This window comes from Actinomadura sp. 1N219 (genome assembly GCF_044326405.1).
Classification (GTDB): domain Bacteria; phylum Actinomycetota; class Actinomycetes; order Streptosporangiales; family Streptosporangiaceae; genus Spirillospora.
The window spans coordinates 373,344-388,126 of record NZ_JBIRAY010000008.1 but is presented as its reverse complement, the minus strand read 5'-3'; the positions used below and the strand labels follow the sequence as shown (position 1 = coordinate 388,126).

Sequence of the window (14,783 nt, the reverse complement as noted above, 5' to 3'; positions counted from 1 at the left end):
TTCCAGCCACGTTATCCACGGGTTCACGCGCTGGACAAGGCAATCCGCGAGACGGGTCGGACGTCAGCGGTTACTGACGAGTAGCATTGCGGTCAGGAGCACATCCGGACCCATCGCAGGGAGGACGATCCGTGCCTCGCACCGCACGCGACGTCGTGTTCGTCGACGGCGTACGCACACCGTTCGGCAAGGCGGGCCCCAAGGGCCTGTACGCGCAGACCCGGGCCGACGACATGGTCGTCCGCGCGATCCGCGAGCTGCTGCGCCGCAACCCGTCCCTCCCGCCCGAGCGGGTGGACGAGGTCGCCGTCGCCGCCACCACCCAGACCGGCGACCAGGGCCTCACCATCGGGCGGTCCGCCGCCGTGCTGGCCGGGCTGCCGAAGAGCGTGCCCGGCTACGCGATCGACCGGATGTGCGCGGGCGCGATGACGGCCGTCACCACGACCGGCGCGGGCATCGCGTTCGGCTCGTACGACGTCGTCATCGCGGGCGGCGTCGAGCACATGGGACGGCACCCGATGGGCGAGGGCGTCGACCCGAACCCGCGGTTCCTCGCCGAGAGGCTCGTCGACCCGTCCGCGCTCGTCATGGGGTCGACCGCGGAGAACCTGCACGACCGGTTCCCCGGGATCACCAAGGAGCGCGCGGACGCCTACGCCGTCCGGAGCCAGCGGAAGGTCGCCGCCGCCTACGCCGCCGGGAAGATCCAGCCGGACCTCGTCCCGACCGCGATCCGGTCCGCGGAGAAGGGGTGGGGGCTCGCGACGGACGACGAGCCGCCGCGTCCCGGCACCACGCTGGAAGACCTCGCCGCCCTGAAGACGCCGTTCCGCGTGCACGGCAACGTCACGGCCGGGAACGCCGCCGGGCTGAACGACGGCGCCACCGCCTGCCTGCTGGCCGCCGAGGACGTCGCCGCCGAACTCGGCCTGACCCCGAGGATGCGCCTGGTCGACTTCGCGTTCGCCGGCGTGGAGCCGGAGGTGATGGGCGTCGGGCCCGTCCCGGCCACCGAGAAGCTCCTCGCCCGCAACGCCCTCACCATGGACGACATCGGCCTCATCGAGATCAACGAGGCGTTCGCGGTGCAGGTCCTGGCGTTCCTGGAGCACTTCAAGCTCGCCGACGACGACGCGCGCGTGAACCCGTGGGGCGGCGCGATCGCGCTCGGCCACCCGCTCGCCTCGTCCGGCGTCCGGCTGATGAACCAGCTGGCCCGCCTTTTCGGGGAACGTCCGGACGTCCGGTTCGGACTGACCACGATGTGCGTGGGCATGGGCATGGGCGGAACGGTCCTCTGGGAGAACGTGAACTGGGAGGGGTCCAGGTGAGCGACGCAGCCGTTGGAGAAGTCTTCGTGGACGAGGTCGTCACGCACGCCCACGTCAGGGACGTGACGCTGCCCAACTCCGCGGGCACGCTCGCGCTCATCACGCTCGACAACGGGCACGACCACACCAGGCCCAACACGTTCGGGCCGAACGGCCTCGCCGAGCTGGACGCCGCGCTCGACACGATCGCCGTGCGCGACGACATCGCCGCGGTCGGCGTCACCGGCAAGCCGTTCATCTTCGCCGTCGGCGCCGACCTCAACGGCGTCCCGCTGATCCGGCGGCGGGAGGACGCGGCGGCCATCGCCAGGCTGGGGCACGACGTGTTCCGGCGGCTCGGCGAGCTGCACGTCCCGTCGTTCGCCTACTACAACGGCGCGGCGATGGGCGGCGGCGTCGAGATCGGCCTGCACTGCACGTACCGGACGATCTCGTCCGGCGTCCCGGCGTTCGCGCTGCCCGAGACGTTCCTCGGCCTCGTCCCCGGCTGGGGCGGGACGTACCTGCTCCCGAACCTGATCGGCGCGGAGAAGGCGCTCAAGGTCGTCATCGAGAACCCGCTGTCCCAGAACCGGATGCTCAAGGGCCCGCAGGCGTACGAGCTGGGCATCGCGGACGCGGTCTTCGAGCCGGCCGACTTCCTGGAGGAGTCGCTCGCCTGGACGGCCCGCGTCCTGAACCGCGAGATCACCGTCCGGCGGGCCGAGGTCGACACGGGCAAGGCGTGGGACGACGCCGTCGCGATGGCCCGCTGGAACGTGGACGGCAAGCTCCACGGCGCGGCCCCGTCCTACCTGAAGGCCCTGGACCTGGTCGCCGCCGCCAAGGACCGCACCCGCGACGAGGGCTTCGCCGCCGAAAATGAAGCACTGTGCTCCCTGATCATGAGCGACGAGCTGCGCGCCGGGCTGTACGCGTTCGACCTCACCCAGAAGCGCGCGAAGAAGCCGGCCGGGGCGCCCGACGCGTCGCTCGCCTACTCCGTCACCAAGGTCGGCGTCGTCGGCGCGGGGCTGATGGCGTCCCAGCTCGCGCTGCTGTTCGCGCGCCGCCTGGAGGTCCCGGTCGTGCTGACCGACCTCGACCAGGAGCGGCTCGACAAGGGCGTCGGCTACGCGCACGGCGAGATCGACAAGCTGCTCGGCAAGGGGCGCGTCTCCCCCGACAAGGCCAACCGCCTCAAGTCGCTGATCACCGGCTCGCTCGGCAAGGACGCCTTCGCGGACGCCGACTTCGTCATCGAGGCCGTCTTCGAGGAGATGTCGGTCAAGCGGAAGGTGTTCGCCGAGGTCGAGCAGCACGTCTCGGCCGAATGCGTCCTCGCGACCAACACCTCATCCCTCTCGGTCAGCGAGATGGCGTCCGGCCTCAAGCACCCCGAGCGGGTGGTCGGCTTCCACTTCTTCAACCCGGTCGCGGTGCTGCCGCTGCTGGAGATCGTCCGGGGCACCGCGACGGACGACGCCACGCTGGCCACCGCGTTCGCGACGGGCAAGGCGCTGAAGAAGTCGTGCGTGCTGGTCAAGGACGCTCCGGCGTTCGTCGTCAACCGCGTCCTGCTGCGGCTGCTCGCCGAGATCGTCCGGGCGGTGGACGAGGGCACCCCCATCGAGACGGCCGAGCGCGCCGCGCAACCGCTGGGCCTGCCGATGCCGCCGTTCGTGCTGATGGGCCTCGTCGGCCCGGCGATCGCGCTGCACGTCAACGAGACCCTGCACGCCGCGTTCCCGGACCGGTTCCCGCTGTCGGACAACCTGGCGAAGCTGGTCGCGGCCGGTAAGTCCGGCGTGTACCTGCCCGACTTCTCCCTCGACCCGGAGGCCGTGGAGATCTTCGGGGGCGGGGACAGCCCGTCCAGCGAGAAGGAAGTCCTCGACCGGGCGCTGGCCGCGCTCGCCGACGAGATCCGCATCATGCTGGACGAGGGCGTCGTCGCGGCCCCGCAGGACATCGACCTCTGCATGATCCTCGGCGCGGGCTGGCCGTTCCATCTCGGCGGCATCACCCCGTACCTGGACAGGACGGGCGTCTCCGAGAAGGCGACCGGCCGCCGCTTCCTCGACCCGGGGGTCGCCTCACTCCCCGCCTGACCCTCGCTTTACCCGCTGTGAAGAGGCGTTCCGGCCGCGGCCGGAACGCCTTTTTTCCGATGTTTCCGCACGTCACGGACGGTCAATCGGCCGGTCTGATCATAAGCAGCCCGCTTTCGGGCATAGGGCTGACGGCCGCGACGATCAGGCGACCGGGCGGACGATCCGGCGACCCGGACGGGAAAGGGCGGGGAGGATGACTCTGCTGCGCACGAAGTCGGTGGAGCAGTCGATACGCGACACGGAGGAACCCGGGCACCGGCTCCGGCGCGCCCTGTCGGCGCTGGACCTGACCGTGTTCGGGGTCGGCGTGATCATCGGGACGGGCATCTTCGTGCTGACCGGCCAGGTCGCCCGGGAAAAGGCCGGGCCCGCGGTCGCGCTGTCGTTCATCCTCGCCGCCGTGGTGTGCGGGCTCGCGGCGCTGTGCTACGCCGAGTTCGCCTCGACCGTCCCGGTGGCGGGGTCGGCGTACACGTTCTCCTACGCCACGCTCGGCGAGTTCCCGGCCTGGATCATCGGCTGGGACCTCATCCTGGAGATGGGGCTGGCCGCGGCGGTCGTCTCGGTCGGCTGGTCCGGCTACTTCGCCGCGCTGCTGGACGACGTCGGCGTGACGCTGCCGGCGTCCATCGCCGCCCCGCCGGGCGACGGCGGCACGGTCAACGTCCCCGCGATCGGGCTGGTGCTGGCGGTGACGGCGCTGCTCGTGCTCGGCATCAAGATCTCCTCGCGGGTCACCGCGGTGGTCGTCGCGATCAAGGTGTCGGTGGTGCTGCTGGTGATCATCGCCGGGCTGTTCTACGTCAAGGGCGACAACTACGACCCGTTCATCCCGCCGTCGAAGTCGACCGAGGAGGCCGGCGGCCTCGCCGCGCCGCTCATGCAGGTGCTGTTCGGGATCACGCCCGCCACCTACGGCTGGCTCGGCATCTTCTCCGCCGTCGCGATCGTGTTCTTCGCCTACATCGGCTTCGACATCGTCGCCACCGCCGCCGAGGAGGCGCGCCGGCCGCAGCGGGACCTGCCGATCGGGCTCATCGGCTCCCTCGTCATCACCGCGATCCTGTACGCGGCCGTGTCGATCGTCGTCGTGGGCATGCAGCACTACTCGGAGCTGAGCACCGAGGCGCCGCTCGCGGACGCGTTCAAGGCGAACGGGCACTCCGCGTACGCCACGATCATCGACGTCGGGGCCGTCGCCGGCCTCATCACCGTCGTGATGATCCTGCTGCTCGGGATGAGCCGGATCCTCTTCGCGATGGGCCGGGACAGGCTCCTGCCCGCCTGGCTGTCGGCCGTCCACCCGCGATTCGGGACCCCCTACCGGTCGACGATCCTCATGGGCGTGATCGCCGCCGTGCTCGCCGGGTTCATCCCGCTCGCCGAGCTGGCGGAGCTGGTCAACATCGGCACGCTGTTCGCGTTCCTCGTCGTCTCGGTCGCCGTCGTCATCCTGCGCCGCACCCGCCCGGACCTGCCGCGCGCCTTCCGCACCCCGTGGGTGCCGGTCATCCCGATCCTGTCGGTGCTGGCCTGCCTGTTCGTGATGATCAACCTGCCGGTGGAGACATGGCTGCGGTTCCTGGCGTGGCTGGCCATCGGCATCGTCGTCTACGCCCTGTACGGCTACCGGAACAGCCGCCTGCAGCGGTCTAATGAACCGGCCGCGAAACGCTGACACGCTCGGTGACCGGGCTCACGGTGTCGTTTTCGGCGCAGGGTGGGCACAATGGCGCGCATGGCTCAACCTGTGCGCGTCGCGGTGATCGGCTCCGGCCCGGCGGGGATCTACGCCGCCGAGGCCCTCGTCAAGCAGACGGACGGGGACGTCCGGGTGGACGTGTTCGACCGGCTGCCGACGCCGTACGGGCTGGTGCGCTACGGCGTCGCGCCCGACCACAAGTCGATCAAGGCGATCGCCCGGTACCTGCAGAAGGTGCTGGAGACGCCGGGCGTCCGGTTCTTCGGCTGCGTCGAGCTGGGCCGCGACCTGAGCCGCGCCGACCTGCTGGACTGCTACGACGCCGTGATCTACTCCACCGGCGCGATGGTCGACCGGCACATGCGCATCCCCGGCGAGGACCTGCCCGGCAGCATCGCCGCGACCGACTTCGTCAACTGGTACTGCGGGCACCCCGACGCCGCCGACCACGAGTTCGACCTGTCCGTCGAGGAGGTCGCGGTGATCGGTGTCGGGAACGTGGCCGTCGACGTCGTCCGGATCCTCGCCAAGACGGCGGACGAGCTGCGCGAGACCGACGCCCCCGAGCAGGTCATCGAGGCGCTTTCGGGCAGCCGCGTCAAGCGCGTCCACATGATCGGGCGGCGCGGCCCGGCGCAGGCGAAGTTCACCACCAAGGAGGCCAGGGAGCTGGGCGAGCTGCCGAACGCGGGCATCCACGTCAGCCCCGAGGACATGGACCTCGACCCGGCGAGCGCCGAGCTCGCCGAGAGCGACCGGCACGTCCGCGGCAACGTCAAGGTCCTGAACACCTGGACCGAGGAGCCACCCGCCGACCGCCTCCGCCGCATCGACGTGCGGTTCTGGCGCGCCCCCGCCGAGATCGTCGGCACGGAACGCGTCGAGGGCCTGCGGCTGGAGAAGACCCGCCTGGACGACGACGGACGCGTCACCGGCACCGGCGAGTTCGAGACGCTGCCCGTCGGGATGGTGCTGCGGTCGGTCGGCTACCAGAGCGTCCCGCTCGACGGCGTCCCGTTCGACGAGCGTTCCCACACGGTCCCGAACGACGGCGGCCGCATCCTCGGCCCGGACGGGAGCCCGGTGCCCCGCGAGTACGTCGCCGGCTGGATCAAGCGCGGGCCGACCGGCGTCGTCGGGACCAACAAGTCCGACGCGGCCGAGACCGTCCGCAACCTTTTGGCGGACGTCACCGGCTCGCCGACGCGGCGGAAGCTCACGATCGAGGAGCTGCTGGAGTCGCGCGGCCTCCGCGTCGTCACCTACGACGACTGGCTCAACCTCGACGCCGCCGAGATCGCCCTCGCCCGCCGGCTCGACCGCGGCGAGCGCGTCAAGCTCGCCCGCTGGGAGGCGATGACGTCCGCGTGCCGCGGAAGAGAATAATTCACCTTCCGGGCAATATCCCGCCGGGAAAGTAGTGACGGACATGTCACGCTAGCGCTACGGTGCGGCCTGTGACCGGCGGTCCAGAACTGTACGGGTTCCCCCCACCCGAGACGGTGCCCGACCTGAGGTGGCTCGGCCCCGACTACGTTTCCGTACTCGTGTACGACCTGACGCAAGGGCTCCTGCGCCAGGATCCGCGCACGTCCGTGATGGGCGTGCGGTGCGAGGGCGAGCCCCGGCTCGACCCCTCGGTCGACACGTCCGGCGTCATCCGCGCGCACGACGCCTGCTTCCCGCTCCAGGTCTTCGTCCGCGACGGGGCCGGACGCCCGTGGCGGCTGCGCGGGAGATGGACGTACTCCGGCCGCGAGCTGGGCACGTCCGCGGCGTCCATCACCCACTTCTGGCAGCTGCTGTCCGCCGAGGGCGTCTAGTCCCGGTCGGACGCCTCCCTGTCGGACGCCTCCCGGTCGGACGCCTCCCGGTCGGACGCCTCCCTGTCGGACGCCGTGGGCGCGTCGGACTCGGACGAGGTGATCCGGGCGATGTGCTCGGTGATGTCGCGCGCGAGGGCCTGCGGGGTCAGGCCGATGTCGGCGAGGATCTCGGCGCGGGCCGCGTGGTCGAGGAACTCCTGCGGGATCCCGAACGTGCGGATCGGGGCGTCGACGCCCTCGTCGCGCAGCAGCCGCGCGACGGCGTCGCCGACCGCGCCGGTGCGGCCGTTGTCCTCCGCGACGGCGACGAGCGCGTGCTCGCGGGCAAGGCCGGCGAGCGCCGGGTCGAGCGGCTTCACCCACCGCGGGTCGACGACGGTGACGCCGATGCCCTGCGCGGCGACCAGCTCGGCGGCCTCGACCGCGGGCGTCGCCATCGACCCGGCCGCGACCAGCAGGACGCGGGTGCCGTTGGAGCCGTCGTGGCGGGCGAGGACGTCCATCTCGCCGGCCTTGCCGACCGCCTCGATGTCGGCGGCGGCGGAGCCCTTCGGGTAGCGGATCGCGGTCGGGCCGTCCGACACCGCGACGCACTCGCGCAGCAGCTCGCGCAGCCGGGCGCCGTCGCGCGGGACGGCGATGCGCATGCCGGGGACGAGCTGCAGGATCGACAGGTCCCACATGCCGTTGTGGCTGGGGCCGTCGTCGCCCGTCACCCCGGAGCGATCCAAAGCGAACGTGACGGGCTGCCCGTGCAGCGCCGTGTCCATGAGGACCTGGTCGAACGCGCGGTTCAGGAACGTCGCGTACACGGCCACGACCGGGTGCAGCCCGCCCATCGCGAGCCCGGTCGCGGACGTGACCGCGTGCTGCTCGGCGATGCCGACGTCGAAGATGCGGTCGGGGAACGCCTCGGCGAACGGCGCGAGCCCGACCGGGTGGAGCATCGCGGCGGTGATGCCGACCACGTCGCGGCGCTCGCGGCCGATCGCGACCATCTCCTCGCCGAAGATCTTCGTCCAGGCGGGGCCGCCCGACTTGCGGACGAACTGCCCGGTGGCGGGGTCGAACGCGCCGCCGCCGTGCATGCAGTCTTCCTCGTCGTTCTCGGCGGGGGCGTAGCCGCGCCCCTTCGTGGTGATGCAGTGCACGATGACGGGACGGCCGAACCCGCGGGCCCGGCGCAGCGCGCGCTCGACGGCGTCCTCGTCGTGGCCGTCGATCGGGCCGACGTACTTGATGCCAAGGTCCTCGAACATGGCCTGCGGCTGGAGGACGTCCTTGATGCCCTTCTTGATGCCGTGCAGCGCCTCGTAGGCGACGTTGCCGACGACCGGCGCGCGCGGCACGGTCTTCTTGATGAGGTCGAGCGCGTTCTCGTAGCCCTGCGTGACGCGCAGGTCGGCGAGGTGGGACGCGAGCCCGCCGATCGTCGGCGAGTACGAGCGGCCGTTGTCGTTCACGACGATGATGACGGGACGTCCGGCGCCGCCGGCGGCGATGTTGTTGAGCGCCTCCCAGCACATGCCGCCCGTCAGCGCGCCGTCGCCGACGACCGCGACCACGGCCCGGTCGTCCTCGCCGCGGAGCTGGAACGCCTTGGCGAAACCGTCCGCGTAGGACAGGGCGGGCGAGGCGTGCGAGTTCTCGATGACGTCGTGCTCGGACTCGTCGCGACTCGGGTAGCCGGACAGGCCGCCGCGCTTGCGCAGCCGCTCGAAGTCGTGCCGCCCGGTCAGCATCTTGTGCACGTACGCCTGGTGGCCCGTGTCGAACAGCAGCTTGTCGTGCGGCGAGTCGAAGACGCGGTGCAGCGCGATCGTCAGCTCGACCGCGCCGAGGTTCGGCCCGAGATGGCCGCCCGTCTTGGAGACCGCCTGGACGAGGAACTCGCGGATCTCCTCCGCGAGCCGAGGCAGTTGAGCGGCGTCCAGTCGTTTGAGGTCGTCGGGACCCGTGATCGCCTCAAGCAAGCTCACTCGTTTTCAACTCCTCCGTGGGGGATCGGGTCTCCCCTGGCTCGGGCCGTTCCGAGTTTAATCCCGGTTCGCCCGCGACGCGCCGGAGGGCACCTGCCCCGCGGGTGTGAAACGGCTGACCCCGCCGGTGCGCATGGGGTAGGACTTGAGCATGGGCGTCGAAGAGATTGTGCTGCTCAACGCGGACGACGAGGCCGTCGGAACGGCTCCGAAGGGCCCGAGCCACCATAGTGACACGCCGTACCACCTGGCCTTTTCCTGCTATGTCGCGGACACGGAGGGTCGCGTTCTGATCACTCAGCGCGCCCTCGACAAGCGGACGTTCCCGGGCGTGTGGACGGGAAGCTGCTGCGGCCATCCCGGTCCGGGCGAGAAGCTCCGCGACGCCGTCCTCCGCCGGCTCGGCGACGAACTGGGCATGCCGGACGCGGAGCTCACGTCCGTCCTGCCCCGGTTCCAGTACCGGGCCGTCGCGGCGGACGGGACCGTCGAGAACGAGCGGTGCCCCGTCGTGCGCGCGACCGTCCCGGCCGACTCCGCCGTCCGGCCGAACCCCGCCGAGGTCGAGCAGGCGGAATGGTGGACGTGGGACCGCTGCCTGGAGCTGGCCCGGCGGCCCGAGTCGTCGCCGTGGTACCGCCTCCAGCTCGCCGAGCTCGCGCCCCTCGGCGCTCCCCTGGACTGGCCGGACGCGGGCCCCGGCGACCTACCGCCCGCCATCGCTTGGTAACTCCCCGCGCCTCGCACGCTGCGTGGCGCTCGCATCACCGCTAGATCACTTTTCCGTCCCCGGTGTTGACCCGCGCGGGCGTCCGAACGGACGCTTGCTTTTCCGGGAACGGAGGAATCGGACGATGCGACTACGTGCTCCCAGGAACCGCCGGACGGTCTTCGCGGCCCTTGCGATGACGGGCGCGATGACCGGCGCGCTGGCCCTGACGGCCTGCGGCGCCAACGAGGACGAGGGCTCGAACGACAAGTCCCAGGTCGAGGTCTTCTCCTGGTGGACCGGTCCGGGCGAGGCCGACGGGCTGAAGGCCATGCAGGCCGACTTCGAGAAGAAGAACCCGGGCACGAAGTTCGTCAACGCGGCCATCGCGGGCGGGTCGGGGACGCAGGCGAAGGCCGTCCTGGCGAGCCGGCTGCAGAACCGCAAGCCGCCGGACTCGTTCCAGGGCCACGCGGGCGCGGAGCTGCTCGACTACATCAAGGCCGGGCAGATCGAGCCGCTGGACGACTTCTACCAGCAGAACAACCTGAAGTCGGTGTACCCGCAGCAGCTCATCGACCAGATCACCTACCAGGGCAAGATCTACTCCGTCCCGGTGAACATCCACCGGTCGAACGTCCTCTGGTACAACCCGGGCATCCTCCAGGACGCCGGGATCTCGGCGGCGCCGAAGTCGATCGCGGAGTTCATCACGGCGCTGAAGGCCGTCAAGGACAAGACGAAGAAGGTCCCGCTGTCGCTCGGCGCGCAGTGGACGGCCGACCACCTGCTGGAGAACGTCCTGCTCGGCGATCTCGGCACCGACGCCTACAACGCGCTGTGGAAGCCGGGCGCCGACTGGAGCACCCCGGCCGTGACCAGGGCGCTGAACGACTTCGCCGAGATCATGAAGTACACGACGCTGGAGGCCGCGTCCACGGACTGGCAGGGCGCCGCGAAGGCCGTCGTGGACGGCAAGGCCGCGTTCAACATCATGGGCGACTGGGCGTACGGCTACTTCGTCGGGAGCGCGCCGAACGGTCTCGGCAAGAAGCTCGACACCGATTTCAAGTACGCGCCCGCGCCGGGCACCGAGGGCACCTACATGTGGCTGTCGGACAGCTTCACCCTCCCCAAGAGCGCGCCGCACCGGGCCGGGGCCCTCGCGTGGCTGAAGGAGGTGTCCAGCAAGGAGGGGCAGGACCTGTTCAACCCGAAGAAGGGTTCCATCCCCGCCCGCAAGGACGCCGACAGGAGCCTCTACACGGGCTACCTCAAGGACGCGTTCGAGCAGTGGAACAGCCCGAACACCAAGCTGGCGGGCTCGTTCTGGCACGGTGTGAACGCCAACAACAAGTGGCACGCCGACATCGACACCGCAGTGGGTCTCTTCCTCCAGAGCAAGGACGCGGCCAAACTGCAGGAGGCGTTGGTGAACGCGGCCAAGAACAGCGGCCTGTGAACCGGTGAGGCTCCGCCGTAGTAGGAAGTGGCTGCCTGGTCTGCTGCTGCTCTCGCCGTCCATCGTCGCGATCGGCCTGTTCGTGTACGGGCTCATCTTCTGGAACACGCGGGTCGCGCTGAGCGGAAAGCACGACGAGGTCAGCGAGTACGGGTTCGACAAGGGAAAGAACTTCGTCGACCTGTGGGACCAGCCGAGCTGGCCGGGCGCCGTCCAGAACGCCCTGGTGTTCACGGCCGTGTTCGTCGTCGGCGCCCTGGTGCTCGGCGCGTTCCTGGCGTTCCTGATGGACAAGGGGATCCGCGGCGAGGCGTCGTTCCGCGTCGTCTACCTGTTCCCGATGGCGGTGTCGTTCATCGCCAGCGGCGTGGTGTGGCGCTGGCTGATGAACCCGGCGCCGCCGGAGCGCGCGGTCGGCCTCAACCAGCTGTTCGACAAACTGCAGCTGGGGGCGCTGGCGAACAGCTGGTGGCAGGACCCGACCTGGGGCATGGCGGCGATGGCCCTCCCCGCCATCTGGCAGATGTCCGGATATGTCATGGCTTTGTATCTGGCCGGGTTCCGGAGCGTCCCGGAGGAGCTGCGGGAGGCGGCGCGGGTGGACGGCGCGTCCGAGTGGAAGGTGTACCGCTACGTCGTGTTCCCGCAGCTCCGCCCGGTGACGCTGTCCGCGCTGATCATCCTCGGGCACATCTCGCTCAAGGTGTTCGACCTGATCATGGCGATCGCGGGCAAGCAGATCGTCACCTACGTCCCGGCCGTCGCCACCTTCGTCGAGATCTTCGACCGGCACGACCCCGCCAACGGCGCCACGATCGCCACGTACCTGCTGGTGGCCGTCGCCGTCCTGGTGATCCCCTACCTGGTCTGGTCGGTCCGGACGGAGCGGTCCCGATGACGGCCCCGGCGCCCACCGCGGGCCGTCCGGCGCAGGCGGTGAAGCTGGCCGTCCTGCTGGTCTTCGTCCTGCTGTTCCTGATCCCCGTCTACGTCCTCGTCGTCACGAGCTTCAAGCCGCTGGACGAGGCCGACCCGAGCAGCGCGTGGAGCCTGCCGAGCAACTGGAGCACGTCCGGCTGGAGCGCGGCGTGGACCGAGCTCCGCCCCGGCCTGGAGAACAGCGTCAAGATAGCCGTCTCGGGTTCGCTGATCTCCGCCGTGCTCGGCTCGCTGAACGGCTACGTCCTGTCGAAATGGCGGTTCCCCGGCTCCGACGTCGTGTTCACGCTGTTCCTGTTCGGCATGTTCATCCCGTACCAGGCCGTGATGATCCCCCTGGCCGGGCTGCTGACGGACATGGAGCTCGCCGGGACGATCCGCGGCCTCATCCTGGCCCACGTCGTGTACGGCATCCCGATCTGCACGCTCATCTTCCGGAACTACTACGTCACCGTCCCCGACGAGCTGATCGAGGCGGCCCGCGTAGACGGCGCCGGGATGCTCCGCACCTACTGGTCGATCATCCTGCCCGTCTCCGGCCCGGCCTTCGCGGTCACGCTGATCTGGCAGTTCACGTCCCTGTGGAACGATTTCCTGTTCGCCGTCTTCCTGGGCACGCCCGACAGTTGGCCGGTCACGGTGATGCTGAACAATCTCGCCGGGTCGGGTGCGGTGGCCGTCCAGTACAACCAGCAGATGGCCTCGGCGCTACTGGCGTCGTTGCCGACCGTCCTCGTCTACCTGCTTCTCGGACGCTTCTTCATGCGCGGCCTAATGGCGGGAGCGCTGAAGGGGTGAGGACGACCAGGGAAATCGGTCGGGAATCGAAGCGCTTTCCGATCGGTCCATACCTGGACGGCGACGCGCTCGCCTCGTCCATTGGCAATTCCGCCGGAATGCGCCTAACCTCTCGGACATCACTGCGCGGTGTGCCGGCGTCTCGCCGGGCCTCGGGGGATCCCGTGGCGGTGGGAGGACGTGCGAGCACTGGAGGTGGACCGCGTGCAGGCGATCAGTGTTCAGCAGCCTTGGGCCTTCACGATCGCGCGCGGCGGCAAGACCGTCTCGAACCAGCCCCTGCCGACCGCCTACCGCGGCCCGCTGCTGATCCACGCGTCCATGCGCGTCGACCTGAAGGCCTGCGACTCCCCGCTCATCCAGGCCGCCGGCTGGGATCCCCGCGACCCGCTCGCCACCATCGGCGCCGTCATCGCGATGGCCGACCTCGACGACGTCTGCTCGGGCGGCGTCACGGGCGGCGCCTGCGACTGCGGCCCCTGGTCGACCCCGGGGACGCACCACTGGCGCCTCGCCGGCGTCCGGGCCCTCCCCCGCCCGATCGTGGCCCTCGGCCGTCCGGGCCTCTGGGAGCCGAAGCCCACCCTGATCCAGGTGGTCACCACCATGGTCACCACGGCGGCCGCCCTCGACCGCACTCCCTGAGCCCTCACGTCCCCCTGAGCGCCTCGGCGGCCTCACGGAGGCGACCGAACTCGCCGACGATCCGGTCAAGCGGCCACGAGGCGTTCAGCCCGCTCGGATTGGGCAGAACCCACACCTTCGCGGTCCCGAACGCCTCGTCCTGCGGCCCGATCTGAGCCCGCGGACGCCCGAACGCAGTGCGATAGGCCGTAACCCCAGCGACAGCAAGATAGAACGGCCGATAACGCTCAACCAGCTCAACAAGCCGGGCCCCACCCTCCCGAAGCTCGACATCAGTCAACTCATCAGCACGCGCAGTAGTGCGATGCGCCAAATTGGTGATGCCGAGCCCATACGAAGGCAGAAGCTCCTGCTCGGACGGATCCAGTAGCCGATCGGTAAACCCCGACCGATACAGCGCGGGCCAGAACCGATTCCCAGGCCGCGCAAAATGAAAACCGGTCGCCCCGGAGTAGAGCCCGGGGTTGATACCGCTGAAAAGCACTCGCAACCCCCCACCGCCCTCCGGAAGGACGTCGGGAATCACACGATCGCGAGCAGCCTCCAGCTCACCCTTAGTAGGACGCATCAGATCAGGTTACGGATGATGAGGGTCATGGCGGAGGCGCCTACGACGATGAGGAGGGCCACGCGGAGGTGTCCGGCGTCGAGGTAGCGGCGTAGCGGGGCGGCGGCGAGGAAGCCGGCCAGGACGAACGGGAGCAGTTCCAGGCCCGCGGTGACCTGGCGGGCGGGGAGACGTCCGGCGAGCGCGAGGGTGGTCAGCGAGAGCAGCGCGCCGGCGGTGAAGAACACGGCGAGTGTCGCGCGGACGCGGGGGCCGCTCTCCCGCTGGTAGAGCAGGGCGACGGGCGGTCCGCCGATTCCGGACGCGGTGCCGGTGATGCCGGAGATGATCCCGGCGGTGGTGAGCGTCCGCCGGTTCCGCGGCACCTCGCGCGACCAGGTGGCGGCGGCCAGCGCGGCGAGGACGACGACGCCGATCACGATGCCGAGGGCACGGGTGGGGACGGCCACGACCAGGAGGACGCCGAGCGGCGTCCCGGCGAGGCGGCCGCCGAAGGCCCAGCCGATGCCGCGCAGGTCCGCGTGCCCCACCTCCTGCGCGAGGGTCGCGAGGGGCAGGACGACCGAGAGCACGAGGATCGTGCCCGGCATCAAGGACGGGTACAGCATCGTCACGATCGGGGTCGCGACCAGCCCGACGCCGAGGCCGACGCTGCCCTGGACGATCGCGCCCACCAGCGCGGCCAGACCGCCGATCAGCAGAAATTCGAGATCCGGCACGCCGTAGAA

The 14,783-nt window shown here is 70.3% G+C and carries 13 protein-coding genes; 10 read left to right on the top strand and 3 right to left on the bottom strand.

All coding sequences use genetic code 11. The features are described 5' to 3' along the window. The first annotated feature begins 131 nt into the window (after positions 1-131). From ACH35V_RS25475 to ACH35V_RS25455, 5 genes are all read left to right on the top strand, one after another. Positions 132-1,334 (top strand): thiolase family protein, encoded by a 1,203-nt coding sequence (locus tag ACH35V_RS25475; protein WP_395975626.1) that lies wholly within the window; start codon positions 132-134, stop codon positions 1,332-1,334. Beyond that, entirely contained in the window at positions 1,331-3,424 is a 2,094-nt protein-coding gene (locus ACH35V_RS25470; RefSeq protein ID WP_395975624.1) for a 3-hydroxyacyl-CoA dehydrogenase NAD-binding domain-containing protein, read from the top strand. The genes ACH35V_RS25475 and ACH35V_RS25470 overlap by 4 nt, the downstream gene beginning before the upstream one ends. A 196-nt stretch (positions 3,425-3,620) precedes the next feature. Continuing rightward, positions 3,621-5,105 (top strand): amino acid permease, encoded by a 1,485-nt coding sequence (locus tag ACH35V_RS25465; protein ID WP_395975622.1) that lies wholly within the window; start codon positions 3,621-3,623, stop codon positions 5,103-5,105. A 60-nt stretch (positions 5,106-5,165) separates the two neighbouring features. Beyond that, on the top strand, positions 5,166-6,515 hold the full coding sequence (locus ACH35V_RS25460) for an FAD-dependent oxidoreductase (RefSeq protein ID WP_395975620.1): 1,350 nt from the start codon (positions 5,166-5,168) through the stop codon (positions 6,513-6,515). Between the two features lie 71 nt (positions 6,516-6,586). Next, positions 6,587-6,952 (top strand): hypothetical protein, encoded by a 366-nt coding sequence (locus ACH35V_RS25455; RefSeq protein WP_131965692.1) that lies wholly within the window; start codon positions 6,587-6,589, stop codon positions 6,950-6,952. On the opposite strand, the gene dxs is transcribed toward ACH35V_RS25455, so the two are convergent. Beyond that, a complete protein-coding gene (gene dxs, locus ACH35V_RS25450) occupies positions 6,949-8,934 on the bottom strand; it encodes a 1-deoxy-D-xylulose-5-phosphate synthase (RefSeq protein ID WP_395975618.1) in 1,986 nt (661 codons plus the stop codon). The two genes, ACH35V_RS25455 and dxs, sit on opposite strands and share 4 nt — an antisense overlap. 151 nt (positions 8,935-9,085) lie before the next feature. Here dxs and idi point away from each other — a divergent pair, with 151 nt between their 5' ends. From idi to ACH35V_RS25425, 5 genes are all read left to right on the top strand, one after another. Beyond that, a complete protein-coding gene (gene idi / locus ACH35V_RS25445; RefSeq protein ID WP_395975616.1) occupies positions 9,086-9,664 on the top strand; it encodes an isopentenyl-diphosphate Delta-isomerase in 579 nt (192 codons plus the stop codon). 124 nt (positions 9,665-9,788) lie between these two features. Next, a complete protein-coding gene (locus ACH35V_RS25440; protein WP_395975614.1) occupies positions 9,789-11,105 on the top strand; it encodes an ABC transporter substrate-binding protein in 1,317 nt (438 codons plus the stop codon). A gap of 4 nt (positions 11,106-11,109) precedes the next feature. Then, complete coding sequence (locus ACH35V_RS25435) at positions 11,110-12,003, top strand: carbohydrate ABC transporter permease (RefSeq protein ID WP_395975612.1); 894 nt, start codon at positions 11,110-11,112, stop codon at positions 12,001-12,003. Continuing rightward, on the top strand, positions 12,000-12,842 hold the full coding sequence (locus ACH35V_RS25430) for a carbohydrate ABC transporter permease (protein ID WP_395975610.1): 843 nt from the start codon (positions 12,000-12,002) through the stop codon (positions 12,840-12,842). Before ACH35V_RS25435 ends, ACH35V_RS25430 begins: the two co-directional genes overlap by 4 nt. Positions 12,843-13,022: 180 nt before the next feature. After that, on the top strand, positions 13,023-13,487 hold the full coding sequence (locus tag ACH35V_RS25425; protein ID WP_395975608.1) for a hypothetical protein: 465 nt from the start codon (positions 13,023-13,025) through the stop codon (positions 13,485-13,487). Between the two features lie 4 nt (positions 13,488-13,491). Here the strand turns inward: ACH35V_RS25425 and mug are convergent, their stop codons facing one another. Together mug and ACH35V_RS25415 are read right to left on the bottom strand one after the other, a co-directional pair. Continuing rightward, the gene (gene mug / locus ACH35V_RS25420) at positions 13,492-14,055 is read right to left on the bottom strand and encodes a G/U mismatch-specific DNA glycosylase (protein ID WP_395975606.1); all 564 of its coding nucleotides are present in this window, start codon (positions 14,053-14,055) and stop codon (positions 13,492-13,494) included. Further along, positions 14,055-14,774: a sulfite exporter TauE/SafE family protein gene (locus ACH35V_RS25415; protein ID WP_395975604.1), complete on the bottom strand. Its 720-nt coding sequence runs from the start codon at positions 14,772-14,774 to the stop codon at positions 14,055-14,057. The genes mug and ACH35V_RS25415 overlap by 1 nt, the downstream gene beginning before the upstream one ends. Positions 14,775-14,783 lie beyond the last annotated feature (9 nt).

Coding starts and splice junctions, on each gene's coding strand:
- ACH35V_RS25465 (WP_395975622.1), top strand. CDS start 3,621: ATGACTCTGCTGCGCACGAAGTCGGTGGAGCAGTCGATACGCGACACG.
- ACH35V_RS25460 (WP_395975620.1), top strand. CDS start 5,166: ATGGCTCAACCTGTGCGCGTCGCGGTGATCGGCTCCGGCCCGGCGGGG.
- idi (WP_395975616.1), top strand. CDS start 9,086: ATGGGCGTCGAAGAGATTGTGCTGCTCAACGCGGACGACGAGGCCGTC.
- ACH35V_RS25440 (WP_395975614.1), top strand. CDS start 9,789: ATGCGACTACGTGCTCCCAGGAACCGCCGGACGGTCTTCGCGGCCCTT.
- ACH35V_RS25430 (WP_395975610.1), top strand. CDS start 12,000: ATGACGGCCCCGGCGCCCACCGCGGGCCGTCCGGCGCAGGCGGTGAAG.
- mug (WP_395975606.1), bottom strand. CDS start 14,055: ATGCGTCCTACTAAGGGTGAGCTGGAGGCTGCTCGCGATCGTGTGATT.